Origin of the sequence: Pseudomonas sp. RA_15y_Pfl2_54 (assembly GCF_963971015.1) — a bacterium.
Taxonomy (GTDB): domain Bacteria; phylum Pseudomonadota; class Gammaproteobacteria; order Pseudomonadales; family Pseudomonadaceae; genus Aquipseudomonas; species Aquipseudomonas baetica_A.
On sequence record NZ_CAXAPN010000001.1, the window covers coordinates 56,098 to 78,205 of the forward strand.

At 59.8% G+C, this 22,108-nt stretch carries 18 protein-coding genes; 6 read left to right on the forward strand and 12 right to left on the reverse strand.

Annotated features, from left to right (window positions below; translation table 11 throughout):
- Positions 1 to 224: 224 nt before the first annotated feature.
- From AACY50_RS00375 to AACY50_RS00400, 6 genes are read left to right on the forward strand one after another with little or no spacing between them, the layout of a single operon-like run.
- Complete coding sequence (locus AACY50_RS00375) at positions 225 to 1,016, forward strand: YfaP family protein (RefSeq protein ID WP_339464747.1); 792 nt, start codon at positions 225 to 227, stop codon at positions 1,014 to 1,016.
- Between the two features lie 38 nt (positions 1,017 to 1,054).
- Positions 1,055 to 2,767 carry a DUF2138 domain-containing protein gene (locus AACY50_RS00380; protein ID WP_339464746.1) on the forward strand — a complete coding sequence of 571 codons (1,713 nt, stop codon included), beginning with the start codon at positions 1,055 to 1,057 and terminating at the stop codon, positions 2,765 to 2,767.
- Positions 2,752 to 3,402 (forward strand): DUF1175 domain-containing protein, encoded by a 651-nt coding sequence (locus AACY50_RS00385; protein WP_339431419.1) that lies wholly within the window; start codon positions 2,752 to 2,754, stop codon positions 3,400 to 3,402. Before AACY50_RS00380 ends, AACY50_RS00385 begins: the two co-directional genes overlap by 16 nt.
- Complete coding sequence (locus AACY50_RS00390; protein ID WP_339538066.1) at positions 3,399 to 7,973, forward strand: alpha-2-macroglobulin family protein; 4,575 nt, start codon at positions 3,399 to 3,401, stop codon at positions 7,971 to 7,973. Before AACY50_RS00385 ends, AACY50_RS00390 begins: the two co-directional genes overlap by 4 nt.
- A gap of 1 nt (position 7,974) precedes the next feature.
- Positions 7,975 to 9,594, forward strand: coding sequence for a DUF2300 domain-containing protein (locus tag AACY50_RS00395; RefSeq protein ID WP_339538030.1), 1,620 nt, complete (start codon positions 7,975 to 7,977; stop codon positions 9,592 to 9,594).
- A 3-nt stretch (positions 9,595 to 9,597) separates the two neighbouring features.
- Positions 9,598 to 10,410, forward strand: a complete 813-nt coding sequence (locus AACY50_RS00400; RefSeq protein ID WP_339538031.1) for a YfaP family protein — start codon at positions 9,598 to 9,600, stop codon at positions 10,408 to 10,410.
- 44 nt (positions 10,411 to 10,454) lie between these two features.
- On the opposite strand, the gene darG is transcribed toward AACY50_RS00400, so the two are convergent.
- From darG to eat, 12 genes are all read right to left on the reverse strand, one after another.
- Positions 10,455 to 11,540, reverse strand: coding sequence for a type II toxin-antitoxin system antitoxin DNA ADP-ribosyl glycohydrolase DarG (darG, locus tag AACY50_RS00405; RefSeq protein WP_339431319.1), 1,086 nt, complete (start codon positions 11,538 to 11,540; stop codon positions 10,455 to 10,457).
- The gene (gene darT, locus AACY50_RS00410; protein WP_339496171.1) at positions 11,537 to 12,181 is read right to left on the reverse strand and encodes a type II toxin-antitoxin system toxin DNA ADP-ribosyl transferase DarT; all 645 of its coding nucleotides are present in this window, start codon (positions 12,179 to 12,181) and stop codon (positions 11,537 to 11,539) included. The genes darG and darT overlap by 4 nt, the downstream gene beginning before the upstream one ends.
- Positions 12,178 to 12,759, reverse strand: coding sequence for a DarT ssDNA thymidine ADP-ribosyltransferase family protein (locus tag AACY50_RS00415; RefSeq protein WP_339431321.1), 582 nt, complete (start codon positions 12,757 to 12,759; stop codon positions 12,178 to 12,180). Before AACY50_RS00415 ends, darT begins: the two co-directional genes overlap by 4 nt.
- Positions 12,760 to 12,944: 185 nt before the next feature.
- Positions 12,945 to 13,865 (reverse strand): restriction endonuclease, encoded by a 921-nt coding sequence (locus AACY50_RS00420; protein ID WP_339431322.1) that lies wholly within the window; start codon positions 13,863 to 13,865, stop codon positions 12,945 to 12,947.
- A 464-nt stretch (positions 13,866 to 14,329) separates the two neighbouring features.
- Positions 14,330 to 15,076: a S24 family peptidase gene (locus tag AACY50_RS00425; protein WP_339431323.1), complete on the reverse strand. Its 747-nt coding sequence runs from the start codon at positions 15,074 to 15,076 to the stop codon at positions 14,330 to 14,332.
- 222 nt (positions 15,077 to 15,298) lie between these two features.
- A complete protein-coding gene (gene ppa / locus AACY50_RS00430; RefSeq protein ID WP_003205933.1) occupies positions 15,299 to 15,826 on the reverse strand; it encodes an inorganic diphosphatase in 528 nt (175 codons plus the stop codon).
- A gap of 112 nt (positions 15,827 to 15,938) precedes the next feature.
- Entirely contained in the window at positions 15,939 to 16,751 is an 813-nt protein-coding gene (locus tag AACY50_RS00435; protein ID WP_339464740.1) for a M90 family metallopeptidase, read from the reverse strand.
- Positions 16,752 to 16,755: 4 nt separating this feature from the next.
- Positions 16,756 to 17,406, reverse strand: a complete 651-nt coding sequence (locus AACY50_RS00440) for a DedA family protein (protein WP_339538032.1) — start codon at positions 17,404 to 17,406, stop codon at positions 16,756 to 16,758.
- Positions 17,407 to 17,681: 275 nt separating this feature from the next.
- Positions 17,682 to 18,143, reverse strand: coding sequence for a GNAT family N-acetyltransferase (locus AACY50_RS00445; RefSeq protein ID WP_221730212.1), 462 nt, complete (start codon positions 18,141 to 18,143; stop codon positions 17,682 to 17,684).
- A 115-nt stretch (positions 18,144 to 18,258) separates the two neighbouring features.
- On the reverse strand, positions 18,259 to 19,083 hold the full coding sequence (gene eutC / locus AACY50_RS00450; RefSeq protein ID WP_339538033.1) for an ethanolamine ammonia-lyase subunit EutC: 825 nt from the start codon (positions 19,081 to 19,083) through the stop codon (positions 18,259 to 18,261).
- A gap of 5 nt (positions 19,084 to 19,088) precedes the next feature.
- The gene (locus AACY50_RS00455) at positions 19,089 to 20,483 is read right to left on the reverse strand and encodes an ethanolamine ammonia-lyase subunit EutB (RefSeq protein ID WP_339431327.1); all 1,395 of its coding nucleotides are present in this window, start codon (positions 20,481 to 20,483) and stop codon (positions 19,089 to 19,091) included.
- A gap of 109 nt (positions 20,484 to 20,592) precedes the next feature.
- On the reverse strand, positions 20,593 to 21,963 hold the full coding sequence (gene eat / locus AACY50_RS00460; RefSeq protein WP_339464737.1) for an ethanolamine permease: 1,371 nt from the start codon (positions 21,961 to 21,963) through the stop codon (positions 20,593 to 20,595).
- Positions 21,964 to 22,108 lie beyond the last annotated feature (145 nt).

The window sequence follows — 22,108 nt, forward strand, 5'->3', positions numbered from 1 at the left end:
CGTGAGCCTAATAATCCCGCTATTCGGCTCACACCCAATAAATGTGCGTGATTCCCACCGCAAAAGCAGATGTATCCGATTGTTAAAAAACTACTAAATCGCTACTCTTCGCGCCTTCTACGACCTGGCAGTCACGGGTCTTTCAGACGAAACGCAGTTTCCACCGCTGTGAAGTACCGAGGATCGGGTGCAAGGTTTCGTTCAGGCATGGCAGGAGGCGTTACATGCGTTCATTTCTTTGGCTGCTGATCGGGTTGGCCTGCGCGCCTGCGCTGCTGGCCGCGCCGACGGCTGAGATGTCCGAACCGGTGGGTGGCTGGCGCTATCACGGGTTGCTTGATCGCAGTGAAAACCCGCAAGTCGCCTATCCGACGCCGCCAATCGATCGCGGCATCCAGCGCAATCGCACGATGATTCAAGGCCAGCTCAAGGCCATCGGCCACATGCGCCCGCCGCACAGTCTCGCCGTGAATGGCAATCCGCTGAATTTGTACACCGACGATCAGGGGCGTTTCGCCCGGCCGTACGCGTTCGGCGCCGGTTCCAACAGTGTCGAAGTGATCAGCGCCGAAGGCCAGTCGCTCAAGCGCGTGCAATTTTATGAAGCAAATAACCTGCGCACGCCGGCGCGAATTCGTCTTGTCTTGGGGTGGGACGATCCGAAAGCCGAACTCGATCTGCACATTGTCACGCCTGACGGTCAGCATGCGTTCTGGGCGCGGCCGGCGCTGAGCAATGGCGGCGGTCTGGACCCGGATGGCGTCGATGGCCCCGGCCCGGAAATGTTCACCATGACCGCTCCGCTGCACGGTACCTATCTGGTTTACGTCAACTATTGGGGCAACTTCGGCAACGGCGGCTATAACTTCGAGGAGACCAGCAACCAGAACGAGGTGATCACCTCGCAAATCACGCTGGTACTCAACGAAAACACTGTCGACGAAAAACGCGAGACGTTCATCGTGCCCCTGCGGGCGATCGGTGATCTGCTGCTGGTCAAGACTTTCAACTATTAAGCATCCCGCAACACGGATGAACTTCGGGTTTTGTGAATATGAGTGATAACGCTGCTTCTCCGGCCGTCCCGACACCGGCCGGCAAACCTTCCCGACGCTGGCCGGCGCTGCTGATCGGGCTATGCCTGGTGGCCGGCGTGGCGGGTGGTTTTGGCTGGCTGCTGCTCAAGCCCAAAACACCGCCGGCCGAGCTGGCCAGTGACAAGCTCGGCCTGAGCCGTCCCGATGCGCTGCTGGAAACCCGCTCCCTGAGCCAGTTGCCCAAAGACCTGCTGACGGTGCCGTTTCTCAAAGCCACGCTTACCGAAGATTTCGTTTTCTATTACGAAACCCACGGCGACCGACTCGGGCTGATCGGCAGCCTGCGCCGGATCATTTACGAGCACGACCTGAAACTGCAGGACAGCCTGATCGAGCAGCTTTTTGATCAACCGGCAGACGTAGCACTATGGCGCGGGGCTGATGGCCGGTTGAAGGATTTCCTGTTGGTGATGGATCGCGGCGGGCTCGCGAAACTGCTGGAGCCTTTGGCGAAAGTGGCGCTGGATGACACGCAGCTCAGCGTGTTCGGCAAACTTGAAGTCGGCAGCGACGAGGTGCCGCTTTATCAGCTCAGCTACAACGCCAGTAAATCCCTGTTGTTCGCCTCGCATGGCGACAAACTGGTGGTGCTGTCCAATCCTGCGAAATACTACGAGGCAGAAAACGGCGCATCCGCAGAGTGGGGGCACGTTTCGTCTCAAGCGCTGGCGGCACTGCTCAATGGCGACAAACTGTTCCCGCAAGCGTTCGGCCTGCCGGCCAAGGCGCCAGAGATCAAACAACGCCTGTCGGTGAATTCCAGCGTGCTCGCCATGGGGTATCAGCGCTTTATCCCGAACTTCGCCGGGCTGCGTTTCGACATGGACGACAAGGGCTGGCACAGCTACCTGGCCATGGACGAGCTGGACAACCAGCCGGACTTCGATTTCAAACCGGTGTGGCAAGCCATGCCGCTGGGCGCCAGTGCCTGTGTGACCTTGCCGGTGGCGGCCGAACCGCAGAAACCGCTGTTGGTGAAACTCGGCGCCGAAGAGGCGGTAGCGCAGACACTCACCGAACACGTGGCTGGCGCGGCGGGCCTATGCTGGTACGCCGATTCGCGGCTGTACACGCCACTGTTGGTCGCCAGTTTGAAGGATGAGGGCAACAGCCAATTCGACGGTGATCTCGGCAAACTGTTTGGCTCGATGGTCGGCGCCTTCGAGCCCAACGTCGAAGAAAGTGTCTTCCCGGTGATCGAGAAGCAAGAAGGCCAAAGCCATGTCTGGCGGCGTCAGGTCAGCTCGAATTTCGGCCCATACGCAGCAAAAACCGCCGAGAACCCGGACGCGATCAGTGGTCGGGCGTTCATGAACGTCAGCCTCGCCCGCCACGGTTCGACGCTGCTGTTTTCCCTCGACGACAAACTGGTCGACAAAGCGCTCGGCACCCTCGACAAACGCTTCCCGCCGATGGCCGATGTGCTGCCCAAAGACGTACTGATGCCGATCTATTTCGGCCCTGACTCGATGGCGCAACTGATGCAGCAGGAAACCCTCGACAGCCTGCCGCAGGACATGGAACCGGTGTTCTACAACGCCGCGCAAACCTACCTGATCCCGAAACTGCGCACCCTCGGCGGTTATGGCAAATATGCCCTGACGTTGCCCGAAGGCAGCGAACCCGACGGCCACTGGCAATGGCTGCCGCTGGAATGGAAAGCGCTGTGACGGCACTGATCCGCAGCCTCGGCCTGCTCGCGCTGTTGCTCAGCGCGGGTGCCCGCGCCATGGAGGCACCGGCGCTCGATCCGGCGCAATCACAGGTGTTCCGCGCCTGGTTTGTCCGCATCGCCCAAGAGCAATTGAGCCAGGGGCCGAGCCCGCGTTGGTACCAGCAGGACTGCGCCGGCCTGGTGCGTTTCGCTGCCAACGAAGCGCTGAAAGTCCATGACAACAAATGGCTGCGCAGCAATGGCCTGTCCAACCGCTATCTGCCGCCGGAGCTGTCGCTGAGCGATGACCAGCGCAAGCTCGCCCAGCAATGGCAACAGGGCGGGGGCAAAGTCGGGCCGTACGTCAACGCAATCAAACTGATTCAGTTCAACAGTCATCTGGTCAGCCGTGACGTGTCACAGGCGCGCCCCGGTGACCTGATGTTTTTCGATCAGGGCGACGACCAGCACCTGATGATCTGGATGGGCCGCTACATCGCCTATCACACCGGCACCACAACCCCCACTGACAACGGCATGCGTTCGGCAAGCCTGCAGCAACTCATGACATGGAAGGACACCCGATGGATACCCGACGCAGCCAACCCCAACTTCATCGGCGTCTATCGACTGAACTTTCTCTCCCAATGACCGGTGCCCGCATGTTGCGACTCTGCGCAAAAATTCCTCTGTTGCTGGCACTGCTGCTGCCGCTGGCGACTGTCAATGCCGACGATTCGGTCGAACCGAGCGGTTACACGCCGGTGTCCGGTGAAAGCTTCTTCCTGCTGGCCGACAGCAGTTTTGCGGCGGACGAACAGGCGATGGTGCGCCTCGAAGCACCGGGCCGTGACTACCGTCGTTTCCGCATGGAACCCTACGGTGGCGCCGACATTCGCGTGTATCGCATCGACAAGCCACTGGATTTCCTCAAACGCCAGAAGAACCTGCACCGCGTGGTCAGCGATGGCCAGTTCAAGGGCGAAGGCCTGTCCAACACCCTCGCGTATCTGTGGGACAACTGGTACCGCAAATCGCGGCGGGTGATGCAGCGTGCGTTCTCCTACGAGTCGCGCAAACAGGTCACCGAGGAAGTGCCGGAACTGAAGATGGGCAACGCCATCGCCGCACCGACCCCGTATGACGCGCAACCGCAATTCGCACTGATTCCCGGTTTGCCGGTGGTCAGCCAGTTCCGTTATCCGCTGTGGCAGGCCAAACCGATCCAGCCGCCGGCCGGGGTCAATCTGGCCGGCTCCTCCAGCGATTTCGTCAGCGTCGCGCCGGGCAACGTCTACATTCCGCTGGGCAACCTGAAACCCGGTCTGTACCTGGTCGAAGCGCTGATCGGCAAATACCGCGCAACCACCATGGTGTTCGTCTCCAACACCGTGGCGGTGAGCAAAATCGCCGGTGATGAATTACTGGTCTGGGCGGCGCGCAAGCACGAAGGCAGTTCGGTGCCGAAGGTCAATGTGCTGTGGACTGACGGCCTCGGCGTGATGAGCAGCGGTGCTACTGATGCCGAGGGTTTGCTGCGCCTGAAACACGTCAGCCCTGAGCGTTCATTCGTGATCGGCGAGGACGAAGAGGGCGGGGTGTTCGTCTCTGAAAACTTCTATTACGACAGCGAAATCTACGACACCAAGCTCTATGCGTTCACCGACCGCCCGTTGTATCGCCCGGGCGACTGGGTGTCGCTGAAGATCGTCGGTCGTGAGTTCAAGAACGCACGGGATTCGGTGCTGCCGGGTGCGGCGGACGTCAACGTCAGCGTGCTCGACGCCACCGGCACCGAACTGCAACGAATGGATCTGAAGCTCGATTCGAAGGCCGGCACTCAGGGCCGTTTCCAGTTGCCGGACAACGCCGTGGCCGGTGGTTATGAACTCCGTTTCAACTACAAGGATCAGGCGTACAGCAGTGCGTTCCGTGTGGCGGAGTACATCAAGCCGCACTTCGAAATCTCGCTGAATCTGGCCAAACAGGATTACCGCACCGGCGAACCGGTCAAAGGCAGTCTGGTGTTGCTGTACCCGGACGGCAAACCGGTGGCCAACGCCAAACTGAGCCTGAGCCTGCGCGCCCAGCAACTGTCGATGGTCGACAACGAACTGCAATACCTGGGGCAATTCCCGGTGGAATTGACCAGCACCGAACTGACCACCGACAGCAAGGGCAACGCCAGCCTCGACCTGCCGGCCGCCGACAAACCGAGCCGCTACATGCTCACCGTGTTCGCCAGCGATGGTGCGGCGTATCGGGTCAAGACCACCAAGGAAATCCTTATCGACCGTGGCGCTGCGAGTTTTCGCTTGAGCGCGCCGCAACGCTTCAGTGCGGTCGGCGACAAAGTCGCGTTCAGCTACGCCAACGAAGGTGGCAGCGAGCAAAGCAAAGCCGTGACGCCGAGCTCTTATGGCTGGGTGCGTCTGGAGGATCAGAGCACGGGCGAAGGCAAACTGGCGGCCAGCGATAAAGGCTTCAGCCTCGCTTTTGAACGTCCGGGCACCTACAACCTGACCTTGAAAGATCAGCACGGTCGCGTCCTCGGCGCTACTGCGCATTCGGTCACCGGCGACGGCGTCAAAGCCGTGCCGGGCACCGTGGAAATCGTCCTCGATAAACCCGAGTACAAGGCTGGCGATGAAGCGCTGGCGCTGATCACCTTCCCGGAACCGGTCAGCGATGCCTTGCTGTCGCTGGAGCGTGACAAGGTCGAAGCCACCGCGCTGCTGGCCAAGGGCGGCGACTGGCTGACACTGGAAAAACTCAGCGACACCCAATACCGCGCACGCATCCCGGTGAAGGACAACTTTGCGCCGAACCTGACCTTCTCCGTGCTGTACACCAAGGGCGGTCAGTACAGCTTCCAGAATGCCGGGATCAAAGTGGTCGCGCCGCAAATCGACGTGGCGATCAGCACCGACAAAGCGGTGTATCTGCCAGGCGACACCGTCACCGTCGACCTGACCACGCAGTTCGCCGGCAAAGCCGTACCGGCGCACCTGACCGTCAGCGTCGTCGATGAAATGGTCTACGCGCTGCAACCGGAAGTCGCGCCGAGCATCGACCAGTTCTTCTACCACCCACGCCGCAACAACGTGCGCACCAGCGCCAGCCTGTCGTTCATCAGTTACGACGTAGCGTTGCCGGGCAGTCCTGGCGCGCCGGGCAAGGCCAACCGCAGCGAGCGTGGCGTGAAAGTGCTGGAGCGTCCGCGTCGCGAAGACGTCGACACCGCCGCATGGCAACCTGAGTTGCTGACCGGCGCCGACGGCAAAACCCGTTTCACTTTCAAAATGCCGGACTCGCTGACCCGCTGGCGCATCACGGCTCGGGCGATTGCCGATGACGGTCAGGTCGGGCAGAAGAAACAGTTCGTTCGTTCGGAAAAACCGCTGTACCTGAAGTGGAGCGGGCCGAGCAAATTCCGTAAGGGCGATCAGCCGCAACTCGGTGTATTCGCCTTCAGTCAGGCCGAGAAACCGGTCAAGGCTGAACTGGTGACCCATTACGCCGGCGCCGAACAACGCCTGCCGGTGACCCTGAATAACGGCATCAACTATGTGCCGCTGCCGGCATTTGCGTTGGCTTCGGGCGAGTGGACAGCGGAACTGGTGCAGGACGGCAAAATCGCTGATGCCTTGGCCGTGCGCTTGAGCGCGACCGGCGATGGCTGGCAAGTGACGCAGACGCAAAGCCTTGATGTAGCCAGCGGCGACACGCCGTTGAGCCTGCCGGCGGACGCCACCGATATTCGCCTGCGTCTGGATGACAGCCCGCAAGCGCTGTTCCGTTCTGCCCTCGACGATCTGCTGAGCTACCCGTACGGCGGCGTCGAGCAAACCGCCAGCCGTTTGCTGCCACTGAGCATCGCCTATCCATCGCTGGCCTCGAGCCCGCAGATCCGTGATCGCTTGCGCCTGATCATGCAAAACAGCCGCCTACGTCTGGTGCAAATGGCCGGGCCATCGGCGAGCTTCACTTGGTGGGGCTATGCCGGTGAACCCGATGCATTCCTCACCGCTTATGCGTACTACGCCGACTGGAACGCCAGCCAGGTGCTGGAACTGACCTTGCCGCCAGAGCACTGGCAGCGAGTGTTGGAGGTTTACGCCAAACAGGCGCCGAACACGCCGTTGCTGCAACGGGCGCTGATATTGTCGTTCGCCAGGCAAATGCGCTTGCCGGTCAACACGTTGCTCAGCGGTTTGATGGAGGATCTGGCGAGGGCCGGTGAAGGTAATGCCGAGACGCTGATGGACGACGGCCAGGACAGCCTGGTGATGAGCGATCCGGATTCGGCATTGGGTCTGGCAGCGGCGCGGGTCTTGACCGCCTCGCTGGCCACGCAATCGAAAGTGCCGTTACCTGAAGCCTTCAGTCGTCAGGTGAGTGCGGCACAACAGCGTCTGGCCGTCAGCTCGCAGCCGTTTGCCGAAGCGCTGAACCTGTCGCTGCAAGCGTTTGATCAGCCCCGTGCGACGGCGTTGTTGCAGCGTCTGCTGCCACAGCAATCGACCCTCGAACGTGCGCTGGCGCTGAGCTGGCTGCAACGCAGCATCGCCCAGGCGTCGCCGACCATCGCCCTGACACCGGGTGAAGGCTGGAAGAAAAATTACGGCGCAACCGGTGAGATGTACTGGACGTGGCAGGGCAATGCAGCGGTGCCAAGCGTGTTGACGGTGTCTGGCACTCAAGAGCGTCCGCTGCGTGCGGCGCTGAGTTTCCAGACCCAGCAACCGGCCGTCGATCCGATGGCGGTGACCATCACCCGTCGCCTGTCGCGACTGGTGCCGGGCGACGAAGCGTTCACTTTCAAACTGGAGCCGGTCGGCACCAAACCGCTGTCCAGCGACAGCCTGTATCTGGACGAAGTGATCCTCACCAGCAAAGCGCCCAAACCGCTGCGCTACGGCATGCTCGAAGTGCCGCTGCCACCGGGCGCCGATGTCGAGCGCACAACGTGGGGCATCAAGTTGCAGGGCAAGGACGGTACCGAACCGACCTCGCTGGAGAAGGCGCGTTTCGAGCCGGGACAACTGGCCTACGCGGTGCCGGTGGATGCCCTGAGCGGCGAGTTGCGTCTGCGCCATTTGGTGCGCTTCTCGCAGAAGGGCCGGTTCAACCTGCCGCCGGTGCGTTTCACTCAGGTGTACGCGCCACAGCATCAAGCCCAGGAAGCGAAAGCAGTCCTCGGTCAGGTCACGGTCAACTGACATGACCCGGCCGCTGCTGTGGCTGCTGTTGTGGATGATTCCTGCGCTGGCGACGGCGCAGGATGAGCCGCTGCGCGTGGCTTACAAAGGTGAGCTGTTGTCACTGAGTACGACGCAACTGATTGCTCGTGAACCGTTGCCTTCGACCCTGGATGCACCGCTGGGCAGTCTTTGGAAGCTGTTTGTCTACGCGTGGCTGGTGGATACCGGCGCTCGGGAGCCGGCATATGAATGTCGCGGGCAGTCGAAAGAGGAAGTCTATTGCTGCTCGGCGGGCGGCAAGATCGAGCGGGATCAGGCGTTGGTGAAGTCGTGTGGGCTGTATTTCGAGCCGGCGCGGTTGGGGATTTCTTCCGGCGATTGGCGAACCTACTGGCAGGCGCGTAAGGCGCCATTGTGGTTGCAGGATTTGCCGTCGGTGCAACCGGCCACGCGGGTTTCGGTGAGTGAGTTGCTGAGCGTTCTGGCGTTGCTGCCAGCTCAAGAACAGATGCGCCGCGTGTTGCTCGACGTGGTGCTCAATGCTGCCGACGGCAATGTCGTCGGAGAACTCGGCGCGCGCTTGCGGGTGAAAACCTGGAGCTGGCTCGGCGATCACGACCGGCAGTCGCGGCAGGGCGGATTTGCCGGATGGACAGCGGACGGCTCGCCGGTTTGGGCCGGAGGGCGCGGCACCAGTCAAATGGTTTTACGGCATTACGGCGCTGCGTTGGCGACGGTGTTGCCGGTTGCGTGGCCGGCAGAGGCGAGGCGTTGTGTCGAAGTCGGACTGTTCTCGCGCTATCCCGTTGTACGGGTTCTGGCGGGCGAACGGGTCGTGACGTCTGGCCCGTTGCAGGGCGACTACCGTGTTGATTTCGCCAACGGCAACGCGCTGGATATCCACAGCGACGGCGAACTGTTTCTGCTCAATGACAAACTCGTCGCAAGGCTGGATCGCGAAGAATACGTCGCCCGTGTCCTTGATCGCGAAGCCAAACCCGAACCTGGCGAAGCCGCCAAAGCACTGGCCGTGGCGATCCGTACCTATTTGCTGCAAAACGCCACGCGCCACGGCGATTGCCTGAGCATCGACGACAGCAGCAATCGCCAGCGGGTTGCTCCACGCCCGGCATCGGCGCAATCGCGCAACATCGCCGCCTGGACGGCCGATCTGGTGTTGGCTGGCAGCACCGTCACCTATCACTCCGACCAACCCGGCCCGGACAAACTCGCCTGGCAGCAAGCCGTCGAACAAGCCAACGCTGGCCAGCGCTACGACGCAATCCTGCTCCATGCCTATCCCCGCGCCAGCCTCAGCCGCTGGGACAACCCGGTCGCTTCCTGCGAAGCACTGCCCGCCGCGCAAGACTGGCTGCAAAAACAGCGACGCGGCTGGCGTCAGAAGCTTGAAAGCGAAACCGGCTACAACGAAGTCAGCACGTTCGCCGTGTGCAAACTCGCGTTCGGCCGCCCCTTTGTCGACCGCGAACGCCAGCGCATCTATGTGCGCGGCGTACTGACCTTGCAAGACCGCCTCGACCTGACCCACGAATATCTGCACCTGGCCTTTGAAGCGCATCCCAACGGCCAGGATGAAACCTACATCGAAGGGCTCGCCCGTCACCTTTTGCTGGAATAGACCATGACACTCCGTTATCCACAGGTCTTGTTGCTGCTCTGCACGCTGACCGCGTTATCGCCGACTAGGGCCGCCTACAGCATCAAACTCGACACCCCGGTCGGGGGATGGCGCACCGGCGCTCCGCAAGGCGAGGGCGAAAGCTTTCGTCAGACCGTCAACTACCCGGCCTCCTCGGTGAACACCCCGGTCGGCCAGGCCAACACAGCGCGCATCAGCGGCCAGATCAACGCCAGTCCGAAGAATAATGAGCCCGGTCGACTGATCGTCAACGGCGTCAGCATGCCGCTGAAAATCGACGCCGCCGGCCGCTTCGACCGTCCGTTCTCCTTCCCCAACGGCAGCAACAGCGTCGAAGTGCGCAGCCCCGACGGCCAACAACGCCGCCGCACTCAATTCCTCAACACCAGCGGCGGTGCTACCCCGCCAAAACTGCGCGTGCTGCTGGCCTGGGACAGCGACGGCACCGACCTCGACCTGCACCTCGTCACCCCCGACGGCGCCCACATCTGGTACGGCAACCGCGTCGCCCCCAACGGCGGCGCCCTCGACGTCGACGTCACCACCGGCTACGGCCCGGAAATCTTCGCCATGCCGGCGCCGATCAAGGGGCAGTATCTGGTGTATGTGAATTACTACGGTGGCGGGTATCGCAGCGATGAAGATGGCGGGGATGAAGCCGCGCAACCGCTGACGACGGCGCAGGTAACGGTGATTACCGAGGAAGGCACACCAAGCGAGAAGATGGAGACGTTTTTGATCCCGATGCGGGCGGTGGGGGAGTTGACGTTGGTGAAGGCGTTTAGTTATCCGTGATGGGGAATTGAGCAGCAGGTTGCTGCCCAACTCCTTTCAATCACTCAGGCCGCCAGTTCAGGTCGGAAACTGCTGGAGGTCAGACGCTTGAGCGCAATATCAAGTGCCTGATCATCGAACAGTTTGCTCTTGCGAGCAGCAGCACCAGCGCCACCGTCCCACTGCTTCAACGCCTCACGCACTGCAGGTACGGTCGCAGATACCCCTTCCTGGCTCAACAGCCAATCCACCGTCGCCAACAACTCCATGCCGAATGGCGATTCAAAACCGTCAATCAACTCGGCAGTCCGTTCCAGGGCTTGAGAGTATTCCTTGGCCTCCGTCTTCAGATAAGTCTGCAAAAAGGCTTTGCGCTCTTGATCAAACCAGATCACATCGCTAATGCCTGCGTCACTGATGCGTTTGTCACAGTGCAGATAACTGCCATCGAGGTTATCGAGCAGGTGCTCCAGCCGGTTGGCGTACGGCCCATATTTGTGCGCGACAAACTTCAGATTCAGAGGGTTCTCGGTATTCGGCAACTTCTCGATAGCGCGCTCAAGAAACCAGGCCAGCTTCTGGATCTCTAGCAGACTGCACTCCATGCCTAACACCCAGTAGCGACGAACCAGTTCGGCGATAAGCGCGCGGGCTGGCGTGAGCGTTTCTACGCCCGAACGTTTGGCGACGTTCAGATACTGGTTCGAGGGCTCGAATACCAAGACATCAGCGTCCAGATCCCCCAGCACTTCGACAATCTGCTCACGGACTTCAGGCCACTTCAAGCCGCCGTTACCAGCACCTAGAGGCGGGACGGCGACAGATTTCACGTCGTTCTCAAGCAGAAACCGACGCAGATCATGCAAGCCCTCAGTGATCCATGCCATTTGCGACGGAGAACGCCAATGGCGTTTGGTTGGGAAGTTCACGATCCAGCGAGGGCCATCGAGTTCATTGGTGGCCGTCACATGCATCTTGCCGGTTTCTACTTCCTTCGCCTTACACGCTGCTGCATAGAGACGGTAATTTTGCGCAAAGCGTTCTTTGAACATCAATGCGATGCCCTTGCCCATCACGCCCACGGTATTCACTGTGTTGACGAGGGCTTCGGTGTTGGCTTCCAGCAGGTTGCCTTGGGTGAATCGGATCATTGGAAATACCATTTGGGACGCGCATGGACAGGCAGCGTCAGGCCTCTAGCGGCGACGTCTGCTTCTATGCGTGCTTTCATTGCATCGGTGTGGCACATGATGCCCAGTAGTCCCGTAATCGGTAAGTGATGGTGGATCAGCGCCTCAGCCTGATAACGCTCCATTTTGCGAGGATCATCAGGATCGCGCTTGAAGTCGCGCCGTTGAAGGATAGACCAATCGATCTGGTCGAGATTGGCCAGATCGCTGTAATAGTTTGTCCAACTCGGATAGGCGTGCGCGTTTGTGAAGACAAACGGTAGGCCGAGCTCTTCAACGCGATACAGGCTTGAGACCAGAATCACGATCTCGTCATTGCTGCGTTGCTGAACACTCCAGCCAGAGTGAATGTTCTGCATCATCACTGAGAATGGCGTGAAATAGAAGGGCACGTAGTCGGCCAGAACGCCTTCGGGAGCGATGGGCACCTGACGGGAACGGCGCTTGTCGATCAAGTCGACGTTACCGATATTCACGTACTGAGGTGCCTGTGCTTCCGAGTTTGCGCAATGCAGACCGTTGTCCAGAATCCAGGGCAGGTTATCGCGATGGACGATACGCCAAATCAGAGCTTTCTCTGGATTCAGGCTGGTGTAGTTCATTGATAAAACATTCTCTGGTTCACGCTGGTTTGCACATTAACATCGGCCGCCTGCAATTTAGCTACGCAAAGTGCATCGACTTCTTCGCTGGGGGTGAAGATTTTGAAGAAGGCATCAGGTTTAACAACCCCCGGTGCGAGACACTCTGCCATGCAGATGCTTTTGCAATGAGGGTCCAGGTAATCGCGACTGCTCATGACATCCCACTCGATGGCTTCGAAACCCTGTTCGTAATCAAGTAGCTGTATTGAGTCGCCTGCTAACGGGTGGCGTGGAATGACTTTCCAGCCGTATTGCTTGGCTGTTGATCTGTAGACCGAGATCAACACAAATCGGGCCTCTGGCCTGTTGCGCTGCACGCTTCCGTCAAATGGATTCTTCGCAAACCAGTGGAAGGGCACGTAGTTGTCGAGCTGCAGAGTCTGCCGCTTTTTCAGGATTTCAGCATCTGCGACGTCTTTGAAACCCGAGAGGCCAGCGCGAGGTTTCAAGCCATCTCTGAAAATTCCATCCAGGTTTTCAACAGAAGTAAGGTGGTAGAGAAGCTTCTGATCCTTGATGCTTTTAACGTCCGACATAGTGGTCTCCTTGACCTGCACATCAACCTAAACTGAATTCAGTCCCGGCCTTGCCCCGCGCTGATGTAACCCTCGATCCGTGGGGGTTGGTAGAACATTCGCCGTGATTCTAGTGTGCCATCACTTTTACCCACAAGCCCACTAAGGAAATTGGTTAGCAGGGTCAAGCAGCAAAACGCCTGAGCTCACTCTTCGTCAAAATAATCGCGATCCAGCGTCGGCAACCGCAACAAACGCGATGTCACACCCACCTCATGATCCATCATCAGATGCACCAGCCGCGTGCCGTCTACCAACACAATGCCGTCCACCGATTTGGCGAAGTCGACAGCGTGCGCTGTAAAGCCAGAGGTGGTAATGAACACGCCACGCTTAGCTTTCTGCCCAGCAAGCGCCCCATAGAACGCCTGCAGTTCAGGCCGGCCAACCGTGTTCTGCCAGCGCTTGGCCTGAACGTAAACCTTCTCCAGCCCCAATTTATCGAGCGAGATAATGCCGTCGATGCCGGCATCACCGGAACCGCCGACACGTTGCAGATCATTGCGACTGGCGCCGTAACCCAAGCGATGAAGCACATCCAGCACGATCACTTCGAAACGGTTGGGGCTGACTTGCAGCATGTTGTCCAAAAGGTCGGCCGCCGTGGCATCGCGCAGTTCCTTTAGCGCTCGCTCCAGTCGGTCGTCAGGGCTTTCGGTGGCGGAGGCCAGATCTGGCTCCACATTTGGTTGGTCATCCAGTGGCTCGGCATCTGGCGCGACTTTCAGCTTCACATTCATGTAACCGATTGCCAAATGCTCCACATCCTTGGCTGACAGTGGAAATGCATGCTCCTGGGCGTACTGCACTCCTGCGTCAGTCAACTTCCAATAACCGCGTTTGGCACTGCTGGAAAGACCGGCGCGCTTGAGACGATCGTGCGCCCAGCCAGATCGGTTCTTGTAGGTGGCCTGACCACTCGCGATCAGCTCCTCACGCTGCGCTTCTGTTAACTGCAGCATTTTGGCTGCCGCTTCGTGGGCGTCCCGAGCAATTGCACCGTCGGGTTTTGTGGCGAGAAACCGCAGGATCGGTTCGATGAACTGATCGTAGGTTGGAACGGACATGGGCGCATCCCTGTGCTGGTGGGTGTTTTTGAACTGACCGGCGGGCGAGTATAAATTAACGCTCGCTGAGGGGGGCTCTGAGCGTTAGCGCTGGGGCTGTGAAAGCGTGAGCCGCTGTTGCTAGGAAGGCATTAGGCATTAAAAAGCCGGCTTGTGGCCGGCTTCTCGGGGACTGGCTTGGTTTATTTTTGGTAAACCGCGCCAGCCTTCAAAACGTACATCCGGATCTGTGTCCGGCTGTGGGACTTGGTCAGACGTTGGTCTGCCGCGTCGGGCGTCATCTGAGCCGCGGGAGCGGGGCGATGCGCGAATGTGGGGCGCAGGATACTGAGTTTTGTTGGGAATTCCCAGCCTGAAGTGCGGTTTAGAGCGACTGACGCAGTACAGAACCGGTATTTGAACTGTTTTTCAGCGCCTCTTCGCGGGCAAGCCCGCTCCCACAGGGTTTTGTGTGTGCTGGCCGATCATAGAAACGGCACCACCGGACGTCTCTTGCTCAGCGTCGACCACCAGAACACCCAGCCCAGTATATGAATCCGTTGCTCTTCTATCTGCGCGGGGCGGAACACTTCGTCCGGGTATTCGGCGCTGTTGTGGCTGCGCATTCGCAGGCCGTTGCCGGGCATGCGGTGCAGGTATTTGATGCGCAGCATGCCGTCGTGTTCGATGGCGTAGATCTCGCCATCCACCACTTGAGTCAGGCCGCGGTCGATGGCGACGATGGAGCCGTCTTCGATGCGGTCGGCCATGCTGTTGCCGATCATGTGCGCGCAGATGGCGTCGGAGTGACGGATTTCCAGTTGATCGAGGTGCGCGCGCAGCAGGCGGATGGATTGGTCCGTGTCGTGGATGACGTGGGTTTTGCCGGAGCCGTCGGTGAGGGGCGTTTCCTTGAAGAACACCAGGTCGACGTCGTTGGGGTCGATGACGGCGTAGACGCCGCGGATGGCGTGGGCGTCGAAGGTGTCGCCATTGCTGGCGGGCGGCGTCAGGCTCGGCAACTCCTTTATGCCTTCGCCGGTCTTCAGCCATTCGCTGTTAACGGACAGCAGGCGTGAGACTTCTTCCATGCGATACGCCGGGACGCCCCGGGTGTACCAGTTGTGGACATTTTGGGCTTCCGTGCCCCAGAACTTTGCGAATCCCGTGGTGGTGATGTTCGCTGCTTCCAGGAGTGCCTTGAATCTTGGACCGCTAGTGTTCTTTCTCATAAACACGGAGTCTACGGCCGTGCTAGAGCGGTTTGAATAAACTTGGCGTTCAAAAAAAGGCTGAATTTTGCGACGGGATGTAAGCCCGTCTTGTGGGAAATTAAACGGGTTAAAACTTTGTTACGTGTGCTTTAAACGTTGCGTTTAAGCAGGATGTTCTCGCGCATAAAAAACCCCGTATCAAACGGGGTCTTCTTCAAGCATCACGCAGGTTGCAGGCGCTTAGCCTTTGTAGGCAGCAACCGACTTGGTGATCGCTTCGCGGGCGGCGTCTGCACCGGCCCAGCCTTCGATCTTGACCCATTTGCCTTTTTCGAGATCTTTGTAGTTCGCGAAGAAGTGCTCGATCTGCTGGATCAGCAGTGGCGGCAGGTCGGTGTATTCCTTCACATCGACGTACAGCTGGGACAGCTTGTCGTGTGGGACTGCGATGACTTTGGCATCGCCGCCGCCGTCGTCGGTCATGTTCAGGATGCCCACTGGACGTGCGCGGATCACCGAGCCTGGCGCAACCGGGTAAGGGGTCACAACCAGCACGTCGAGGGGGTCACCGTCGTCAGCCAGGGTGTTCGGGATGTAACCGTAGTTGGCCGGGTAGAACATTGGGGTGGCCATGAAACGGTCAACGAACAGGCAATCGCTGTCTTTGTCGATTTCGTATTTGATCGGCGCGTGGTTGGCCGGGATCTCGATCGCGACGTAGATGTCGTTCGGCAGGTCTTTGCCAGCCGGAATCTTGCTGTAGCTCATTGGGCGTTGCCCCCGTAGTTGACCAAAAACACTTGGCCGGATTGACCAAAAAGTGGCGGCGATTATAGGCATATTCCGCCGCCGATGCCACGCACCGAAAGTCGTGCAGACCTTAGTCGTGAGCCTGATAGACCGGGTCCTGGGCCTGAAGTTGCCGCAGCCTGCCCAGTGGATCCTGCCGGTAGAAAAGCTTCAGTTGCAAGTAGACCTGTGGATAAGCCTTGTGCAGCAGATCGGGTGCGCTGAAGAAGTATTCGCTGGTGACGGCGAAGAACTCGGCAGGATTTTCGGCCGCGTAGGGATCGATGGCGGTTTCGGCGTCCGGATTGCGGTCCAGTTGGCGGTTGAGGTCGTCGTAGGCCTTTTGCATGACCTCGGCCCAGTCGCTGACGCGCATGTCGGCGTGCAGCGGCGGCAGGCCGTTGGCATCGCCGTTGAGCATGTCGAGTTTGTGCGCCAGTTCGTGGATGACCAGGTTGTAACCTTCCCAGCCACCACTGGCCATTACACCCGGCCAGGCCAGGATGATCGGCCCCTGTTGCCAGGCCTCGCCGCTGTGTTCGCCATCCCATTCATGTTCGACGCCGCTGGCATCGCGATGGCGCTGCGGGCTGAGGAAGTCGTCGGGATAGAGGACGATCTCGTGAAAACCCTGGTACCAGTTCAGATCGCCCAGATTGAGCAGTGGCAATTGCGCCTGAGCCGCAAGCAGCAGGCGTTGTTCCTGATGCAATTCGACACCGGGCAGGGCGGTCAGGTGTTTGTCTTCGAGAAACAGCACGCAGGCTTCACGCAGCCATTGGTCTTGGGCTGCACTGATGCCGTCGAGAAAGCTCAGGTGATGGCGCACCCGTTGCCACAGGTCGTCGGCAATCGGGTGCCTGGCCAGGATGCGCCGGCGACGCCAGGCGCTCAGTGACCACATCGGCTTAGTGCGATTGGGCTTTGGCGCTGCCGAGTCGGCTGCGTACCACACCAATGATCATCGGTACCAGCGACAGCAGGATGATGCCGAGCACCAGCAACGACAGGTTTTTTTTGATGAATGGCACGTTGCCGAAGAAGTAACCCAAGGTCACCAGACCACCGACCCACAGCACCGTGCCGAACACACTGAAGCCGAAGAAGCGCGGGTAAGGCATCTTCGCCACACCGGCGACGAATGGCGCGAAGGTGCGAATGATGGGCAGGAAGCGCGCCAGGGTCACGGTTTTGCCACCGTGCTTGTCGTAGAAGTCGTGGGTCTGTTGCAGGTAGTCGCGACGGAAGATTTTCGAGTTGGGGTTACTGAACAGTTTTTCGCCGACTGTACGTCCGATCACGTAATTGGTGCTGTCGCCCATGATCGCTGCCAGCATCAGCAGACCGCCCAACAGGACTGGGTCCATGCCACCGCCTGCCGCTACCGCACCGGCGATGAACAACAGCGAATCGCCTGGCAGAAAGGGCATCACCACCAGACCGGTTTCACAGAAAATCACCAGAAACAGAATGGCGTAGATCCAGGGCCCATAGTTGTTCACCAGCAAGTCGAGGTAAACGTCGAGATGCATGATAAGGTCGAGCGGGTTGAAATCCATGGGGGCACCTGTGTGGCGGCCCGACTCTGCAGGCCTGTGCGGATGACTTCGTGTAAGCCTACATCGAGGTGTAGTTTTTCTTACAAGCCGGAAAGCTCGGGATTATACGGTCTGAGAGGTGAAAAGCGCGTTGCTTTTGTAGCGAGGGATGTCCGGGTGTGAACAATTGTCAGGGACGACGGGAGAGGAGAAGGCCTGCAGGATCACAGCCTTCGGTAGCGACTACATTGGAATGCGTTTTTTTGTAGAACTGCCGAAGGCTGCGATTTCTTGGGTCAGAGTTCGTCGCTGATTGGCAACACGTAGTTCTTGAACTCGGTGTCTTCCTTGAACCCGATGGACTCGTAGGTTTTCTGTGCCACTTCGTTATCGGCACTGGTGGAAACGCGCATGCGCACGGCCTGGGTTTCCTTGGCCATTTTCTTCGCGGTGCGGATCAGGTTGTCGGCGACCAGTTGGCGGCGGGCGTCTTCGGCGACATAGATGTCGTTGAGGATCCATACGCGCTTGAGCGACAACGAAGAGAAACTTGGATAGAGCTGACAGAAGCCCATCAGCTTCTTGTCGTCATCGTCGGCGAGGGCCAGATAAATCACCGATTCCTTGCGGCGCAGGCGTTTTTCGAGAAACGCGCGGGAGGAATCCGGGTAAGGCAGTGAACCGTAGAACTCACGATAGGTGACGAACATCGGAGTCAGTAAATCCAGGTGTTCGAGGGTCGCTTGAATAATCCGCATGATAGGTCTCGTCTTCAAGTGGCTGTCTTCAACTGCTCTGACGGCGATGGGAAACCCTGGCGGCCGTTCGTCGATCCTGCCTGATACCGGCGCAGAAACGCAATGCGGAATCGGTTCAGGTTGTCGACGGGCCGAGTAGGAAGTTTCCTTTCATGTCCGCACCGGTGTCCGACTCCAGCGTCTGAACCTGTGCTTCGTCCTTCAGATTGACCCCCGACAGTTGCCGTCGGCAGGCTTCGCGCATCAGGTACAGCAAACGATGTGCCGCCATGCCGTAGCTCAAGCCCTCAAGCCGCACATTGGAAATGCAGTTGCGGTAGGCATCGGTCAGCCCGATCTTTGGATTGTAGGTGAAATACACCCCCAGGCTGTCGGGTGAGCTGAGGCCCGGGCGTTCGCCAATCAGCATCACCAGCATTTTTGCGCCCAGCCGTTCACCTATTTCATCGCCGACCGCGACGCGGCCCTGTTCCACGAGGATGACCGGCGCGGCGGACCAGCCATCGGCGGCCATTTGCTCTTCAAGTCGGGTCAGCAGTGGCAGCGTGTGGCGATGCACGGCCAGCGCCGACAAACCATCGGCGACGACAATCGCCAGATCCACGCCGCCGGGATTGGTCGCCGCGTAGTCGCGCAGAGCCTGGGCTGAGTCATCACTCAACTTGCGCCCCAGATCGGGGCGTTGCAGGTAGCTGTTGCGATCCACCGCCGCGCTGTGCAGCAGCAACGTCTGGCGCCCGCGCTCATTGAGTTGGGCGCTGAGCCCGGCATGATCGAACGGCAAGTGCACCGCATCCCGCGCCTGAGCATGGGCGAACTGGAAATCCAGTTGTGCGCGGGTCGGCAGACTGGTGCCGGTGCGGCCGAGGGCGATCCGCGCGGGGGTCAGACGACGCAGTTCCAGCCATGAGTTTTGCGGGTCGAGGGGCGGTTTTTCCATAAGACTCATCCCAGTTGCGCCAAGGCCTGGCGGAAGGCCGGCGGCAGGTTGTTGCCGAAGCGAACCTTGCCGTCCGCCTGAGTGAAAATGCCCATGTTCGCCAGCCATTGCTCGAATTCCGGCGCCGGTTTCAGGCCCAGGGTCTGGCGGGCGTAGAGCGCGTCGTGGAACGAGGTGGTCTGGTAGTTGAGCATGATGTCGTCGGAGCCGGGGATGCCCATGATGAAGTTGATCCCGGCGACACCCAAGAGGGTCAGCAGGGTGTCCATGTCGTCCTGATCGGCCTCGGCGTGGTTGGTGTAGCAGATGTCGCAACCCATCGGCACGCCGAGCAACTTGCCGCAGAAGTGGTCTTCGAGGCCGGCGCGAATGATCTGTTTGCCGTTGTAGAGGTATTCCGGGCCGATAAATCCTACGACGGTGTTCACCAGAAACGGCTTGAAATGGCGGGCCACAGCGTAGGCTCGGGTCTCGCAGGTCTGTTGATCGACGCCATGGTGGGCGTTGGCCGACAGGGCGCTGCCCTGACCGGTTTCGAAATACATCAGGTTTTGCCCAAGGGTGCCGCGGTTCAGGCTTAAACCGGCGTCGTAGCCTTCCTGCAACACATTCAGGTTGATACCGAAACTGGCGTTGGCCGCTTCGGTGCCGGCGATCGACTGGAACACCAGGTCCAACGGCACGCCACGGTTGATCGCTTCGATGGAGGTGGTGACGTGGGTCAGCACGCAGGCCTGGGTGGGGATGTCGTAGCGCTGGATGATCGCGTCGAGCATTTCCAGCATCGCGCAGATCGAGGCGATGCTGTCGGTGGCCGGGTTGATGCCGATCATCGCGTCGCCGTTGCCGTACAGCAGACCGTCGAGAATGCTCGCGGCAATGCCGGACGGCTCGTCGGTCGGGTGGTTGGGTTGCAGGCGAGTTGACAGGCGCCCGCGCAGGCCGAGGGTGCCGCGAAACTTGGTCACTACGCGGATTTTCTGCGCCACCAGCACCAGATCCTGCACGCGCATGATCTTCGACACGGCGGCGACCATTTCCGGGGTCAGGCCGGGCGCGAGATTACGCAGGCTGGTTTCATCGGCGGCCTCGCTGAGCAGCCAGTCGCGAAAACCGCCGACGGTGAGGTGGCTGACCACGGCGAAGGCCTGTTTGTCATGGGTGTCGATGATCAGGCGGGTGACTTCATCGGACTCATAGGGAATCAGCACTTCTTGCAGAAAGTGCGTGAGCGGGATATCGGCCAGCGCCATTTGCGCGGCCACGCGCTCACCGTCGTTGAGCGCGGCGACACCGGCGAGAAAGTCCCCGGAACGTGCCGGGCTGGCTTTGGCCATGACGTCCTTGAGGCTGTCGAAGCGATAGGTCTGGGCGCCGACGCAATGGGCAAATGCGGCCATGGGGCGGTGTCCTCCTGATTCTGTGGATAACTCGGTTCCCCTGTGGGAGCGGGATCTCCATGCACTTCAATAAGGCGGGCACCGGGCGCAAGGCCCGGTACCGGTGCAACTAGATACCTTCGAGCATAGCGTCTGTCGGTGCGTCGGCGCGTTGCTTGGCGGTCAACTGGAAATACAGATACCCAATGACCATGAAACCAAGGAACACACAGCCGATCAGCGTGTTGAACCACGCCATCGCCACCAGGCACACCACGGCCAGAAACAGCGCGATGGCCGGCACCACCGGATAGCCCGGGGCGCGGAAGGTGCGTTCCAGGTTCGGCTCGGTTTGGCGCAGTTTGAACAGGCTGAGCATGCTGATGATGTACATCACGATCGCGCCGAATACCGACATGGTGATCATCGCCGCGGTCAGCGTCATGCCTTGCAGATTGACCAGGCCGTCGCTGTAGATCGCCGCGATGCCGATCACGCCACCGGCCAGAATCGCGCGATGGGGCGTCTGGAACCGCGAGAGTTTGGCCAGACTTTTCGGCAGGTAACCGGCGCGGGCGAGGGCGAAGAACTGGCGCGAGTAGCCAAGAATGATGCCGTGGAAACTCGCCACCAGACCGAACAGGCCGATCCACACCAGCATGTGCATCCATGACGAATTGTTGCCGACCACCGCTTTCATGGCCTGCGGCAGCGGATCGTTGATGTTCGACAGTTGGCGCCAGTCGCCAACGCCACCGGCCATCACCATCACGCCGATGGCGAGGAACACCAGGGTCAGGATGCCGCTGACATAAGCCTTGGGAATCGTGCGTTTCGGGTCTTTGGCTTCCTCCGCCGCCATGGCCGCGCCTTCGATGGCGAGGAAGAACCAGATCGCAAACGGTATCGCGGCAAAGATCCCGGGGATCGAACCCAGGGTGAACTCGTTGGCGCCCGACCACCCGTTGAGCACGAAATTGCTGAAACTGAAGCCCGGCGCGACCACGCCCATGAACACCAGCAATTCGGCGACGGCCAGCACCGTGACCACCAACTCAAAGGTCGCGGCGATGCTCACGCCGAGAATGTTCAGGGTCATGAACACGAAATAGGCGCCGACCGCAGCGATCTTCGGATCAAGCTCGGGGTATTGCACATTCAGATAGGCGCCGATGGCCATGGCAATGGCCGGTGGTGCGAAGACGAACTCGATCAGCGTAGCGATGCCGGCGATCAATCCGCCTTTTTCGCCGAACGCCCGACGGCTGTAGGCAAACGGCCCGCCGGCGTGGGGAATCGCGGTGGTCAATTCGGTGAAACTGAAGATGAAGCAGGTGTACATGGTCGCGACCATCAGCGCCGTGACCAGAAAACCCAAGGTGCCTGCGGTGCCCCAGCCGTAACTCCAGCCGAAGTATTCGCCGGAAATCACCAGGCCGACGGCAATGCCCCACAGGTGCAGGGTGCCGAGTGTGGGTTTGAGTTGTGTGGTGGTAGTCATAAGTCCTCGCTGTCTTTTTTATTGTTTGATCTGTTGGACTTTCGGGTGTCGCGGTTGGGGTGGATGGAGGCTGTTCACGCAGCGGCAGTTTTTCTGCAAATCCTGAATGACGGGTACGCAAGGGCCGTGCCAGAGCGGCCAGGCC

Bases quoted from the DNA above. Each gene is read 5' to 3' on its own strand.
- AACY50_RS00385 (WP_339431419.1), top strand. From the start codon at position 2,752: ATGGAAAGCGCTGTGACGGCACTGATCCGCAGCCTCGGCCTGCTCGCG.
- AACY50_RS00390 (WP_339538066.1), top strand. From the start codon at position 3,399: ATGACCGGTGCCCGCATGTTGCGACTCTGCGCAAAAATTCCTCTGTTG.
- eat (WP_339464737.1), bottom strand. From the start codon at position 21,963: ATGACTACCACCACACAACTCAAACCCACACTCGGCACCCTGCACCTG.
- AACY50_RS00400 (WP_339538031.1), top strand. From the start codon at position 9,598: ATGACACTCCGTTATCCACAGGTCTTGTTGCTGCTCTGCACGCTGACC.
- AACY50_RS00425 (WP_339431323.1), bottom strand. From the start codon at position 15,076: ATGAGAAAGAACACTAGCGGTCCAAGATTCAAGGCACTCCTGGAAGCA.
- AACY50_RS00420 (WP_339431322.1), bottom strand. From the start codon at position 13,865: ATGTCCGTTCCAACCTACGATCAGTTCATCGAACCGATCCTGCGGTTT.
- AACY50_RS00445 (WP_221730212.1), bottom strand. From the start codon at position 18,143: ATGCGGATTATTCAAGCGACCCTCGAACACCTGGATTTACTGACTCCG.
- AACY50_RS00455 (WP_339431327.1), bottom strand. From the start codon at position 20,483: ATGGCCGCATTTGCCCATTGCGTCGGCGCCCAGACCTATCGCTTCGAC.
- darT (WP_339496171.1), bottom strand. From the start codon at position 12,181: ATGAACTACACCAGCCTGAATCCAGAGAAAGCTCTGATTTGGCGTATC.
- darG (WP_339431319.1), bottom strand. From the start codon at position 11,540: ATGATCCGATTCACCCAAGGCAACCTGCTGGAAGCCAACACCGAAGCC.
- AACY50_RS00380 (WP_339464746.1), top strand. From the start codon at position 1,055: ATGAGTGATAACGCTGCTTCTCCGGCCGTCCCGACACCGGCCGGCAAA.
- AACY50_RS00415 (WP_339431321.1), bottom strand. From the start codon at position 12,759: ATGTCGGACGTTAAAAGCATCAAGGATCAGAAGCTTCTCTACCACCTT.
- AACY50_RS00375 (WP_339464747.1), top strand. From the start codon at position 225: ATGCGTTCATTTCTTTGGCTGCTGATCGGGTTGGCCTGCGCGCCTGCG.
- AACY50_RS00395 (WP_339538030.1), top strand. From the start codon at position 7,975: ATGACCCGGCCGCTGCTGTGGCTGCTGTTGTGGATGATTCCTGCGCTG.
- AACY50_RS00435 (WP_339464740.1), bottom strand. From the start codon at position 16,751: ATGTGGTCACTGAGCGCCTGGCGTCGCCGGCGCATCCTGGCCAGGCAC.
- eutC (WP_339538033.1), bottom strand. From the start codon at position 19,083: ATGGAAAAACCGCCCCTCGACCCGCAAAACTCATGGCTGGAACTGCGT.
- AACY50_RS00440 (WP_339538032.1), bottom strand. From the start codon at position 17,406: ATGGATTTCAACCCGCTCGACCTTATCATGCATCTCGACGTTTACCTC.
- ppa (WP_003205933.1), bottom strand. From the start codon at position 15,826: ATGAGCTACAGCAAGATTCCGGCTGGCAAAGACCTGCCGAACGACATC.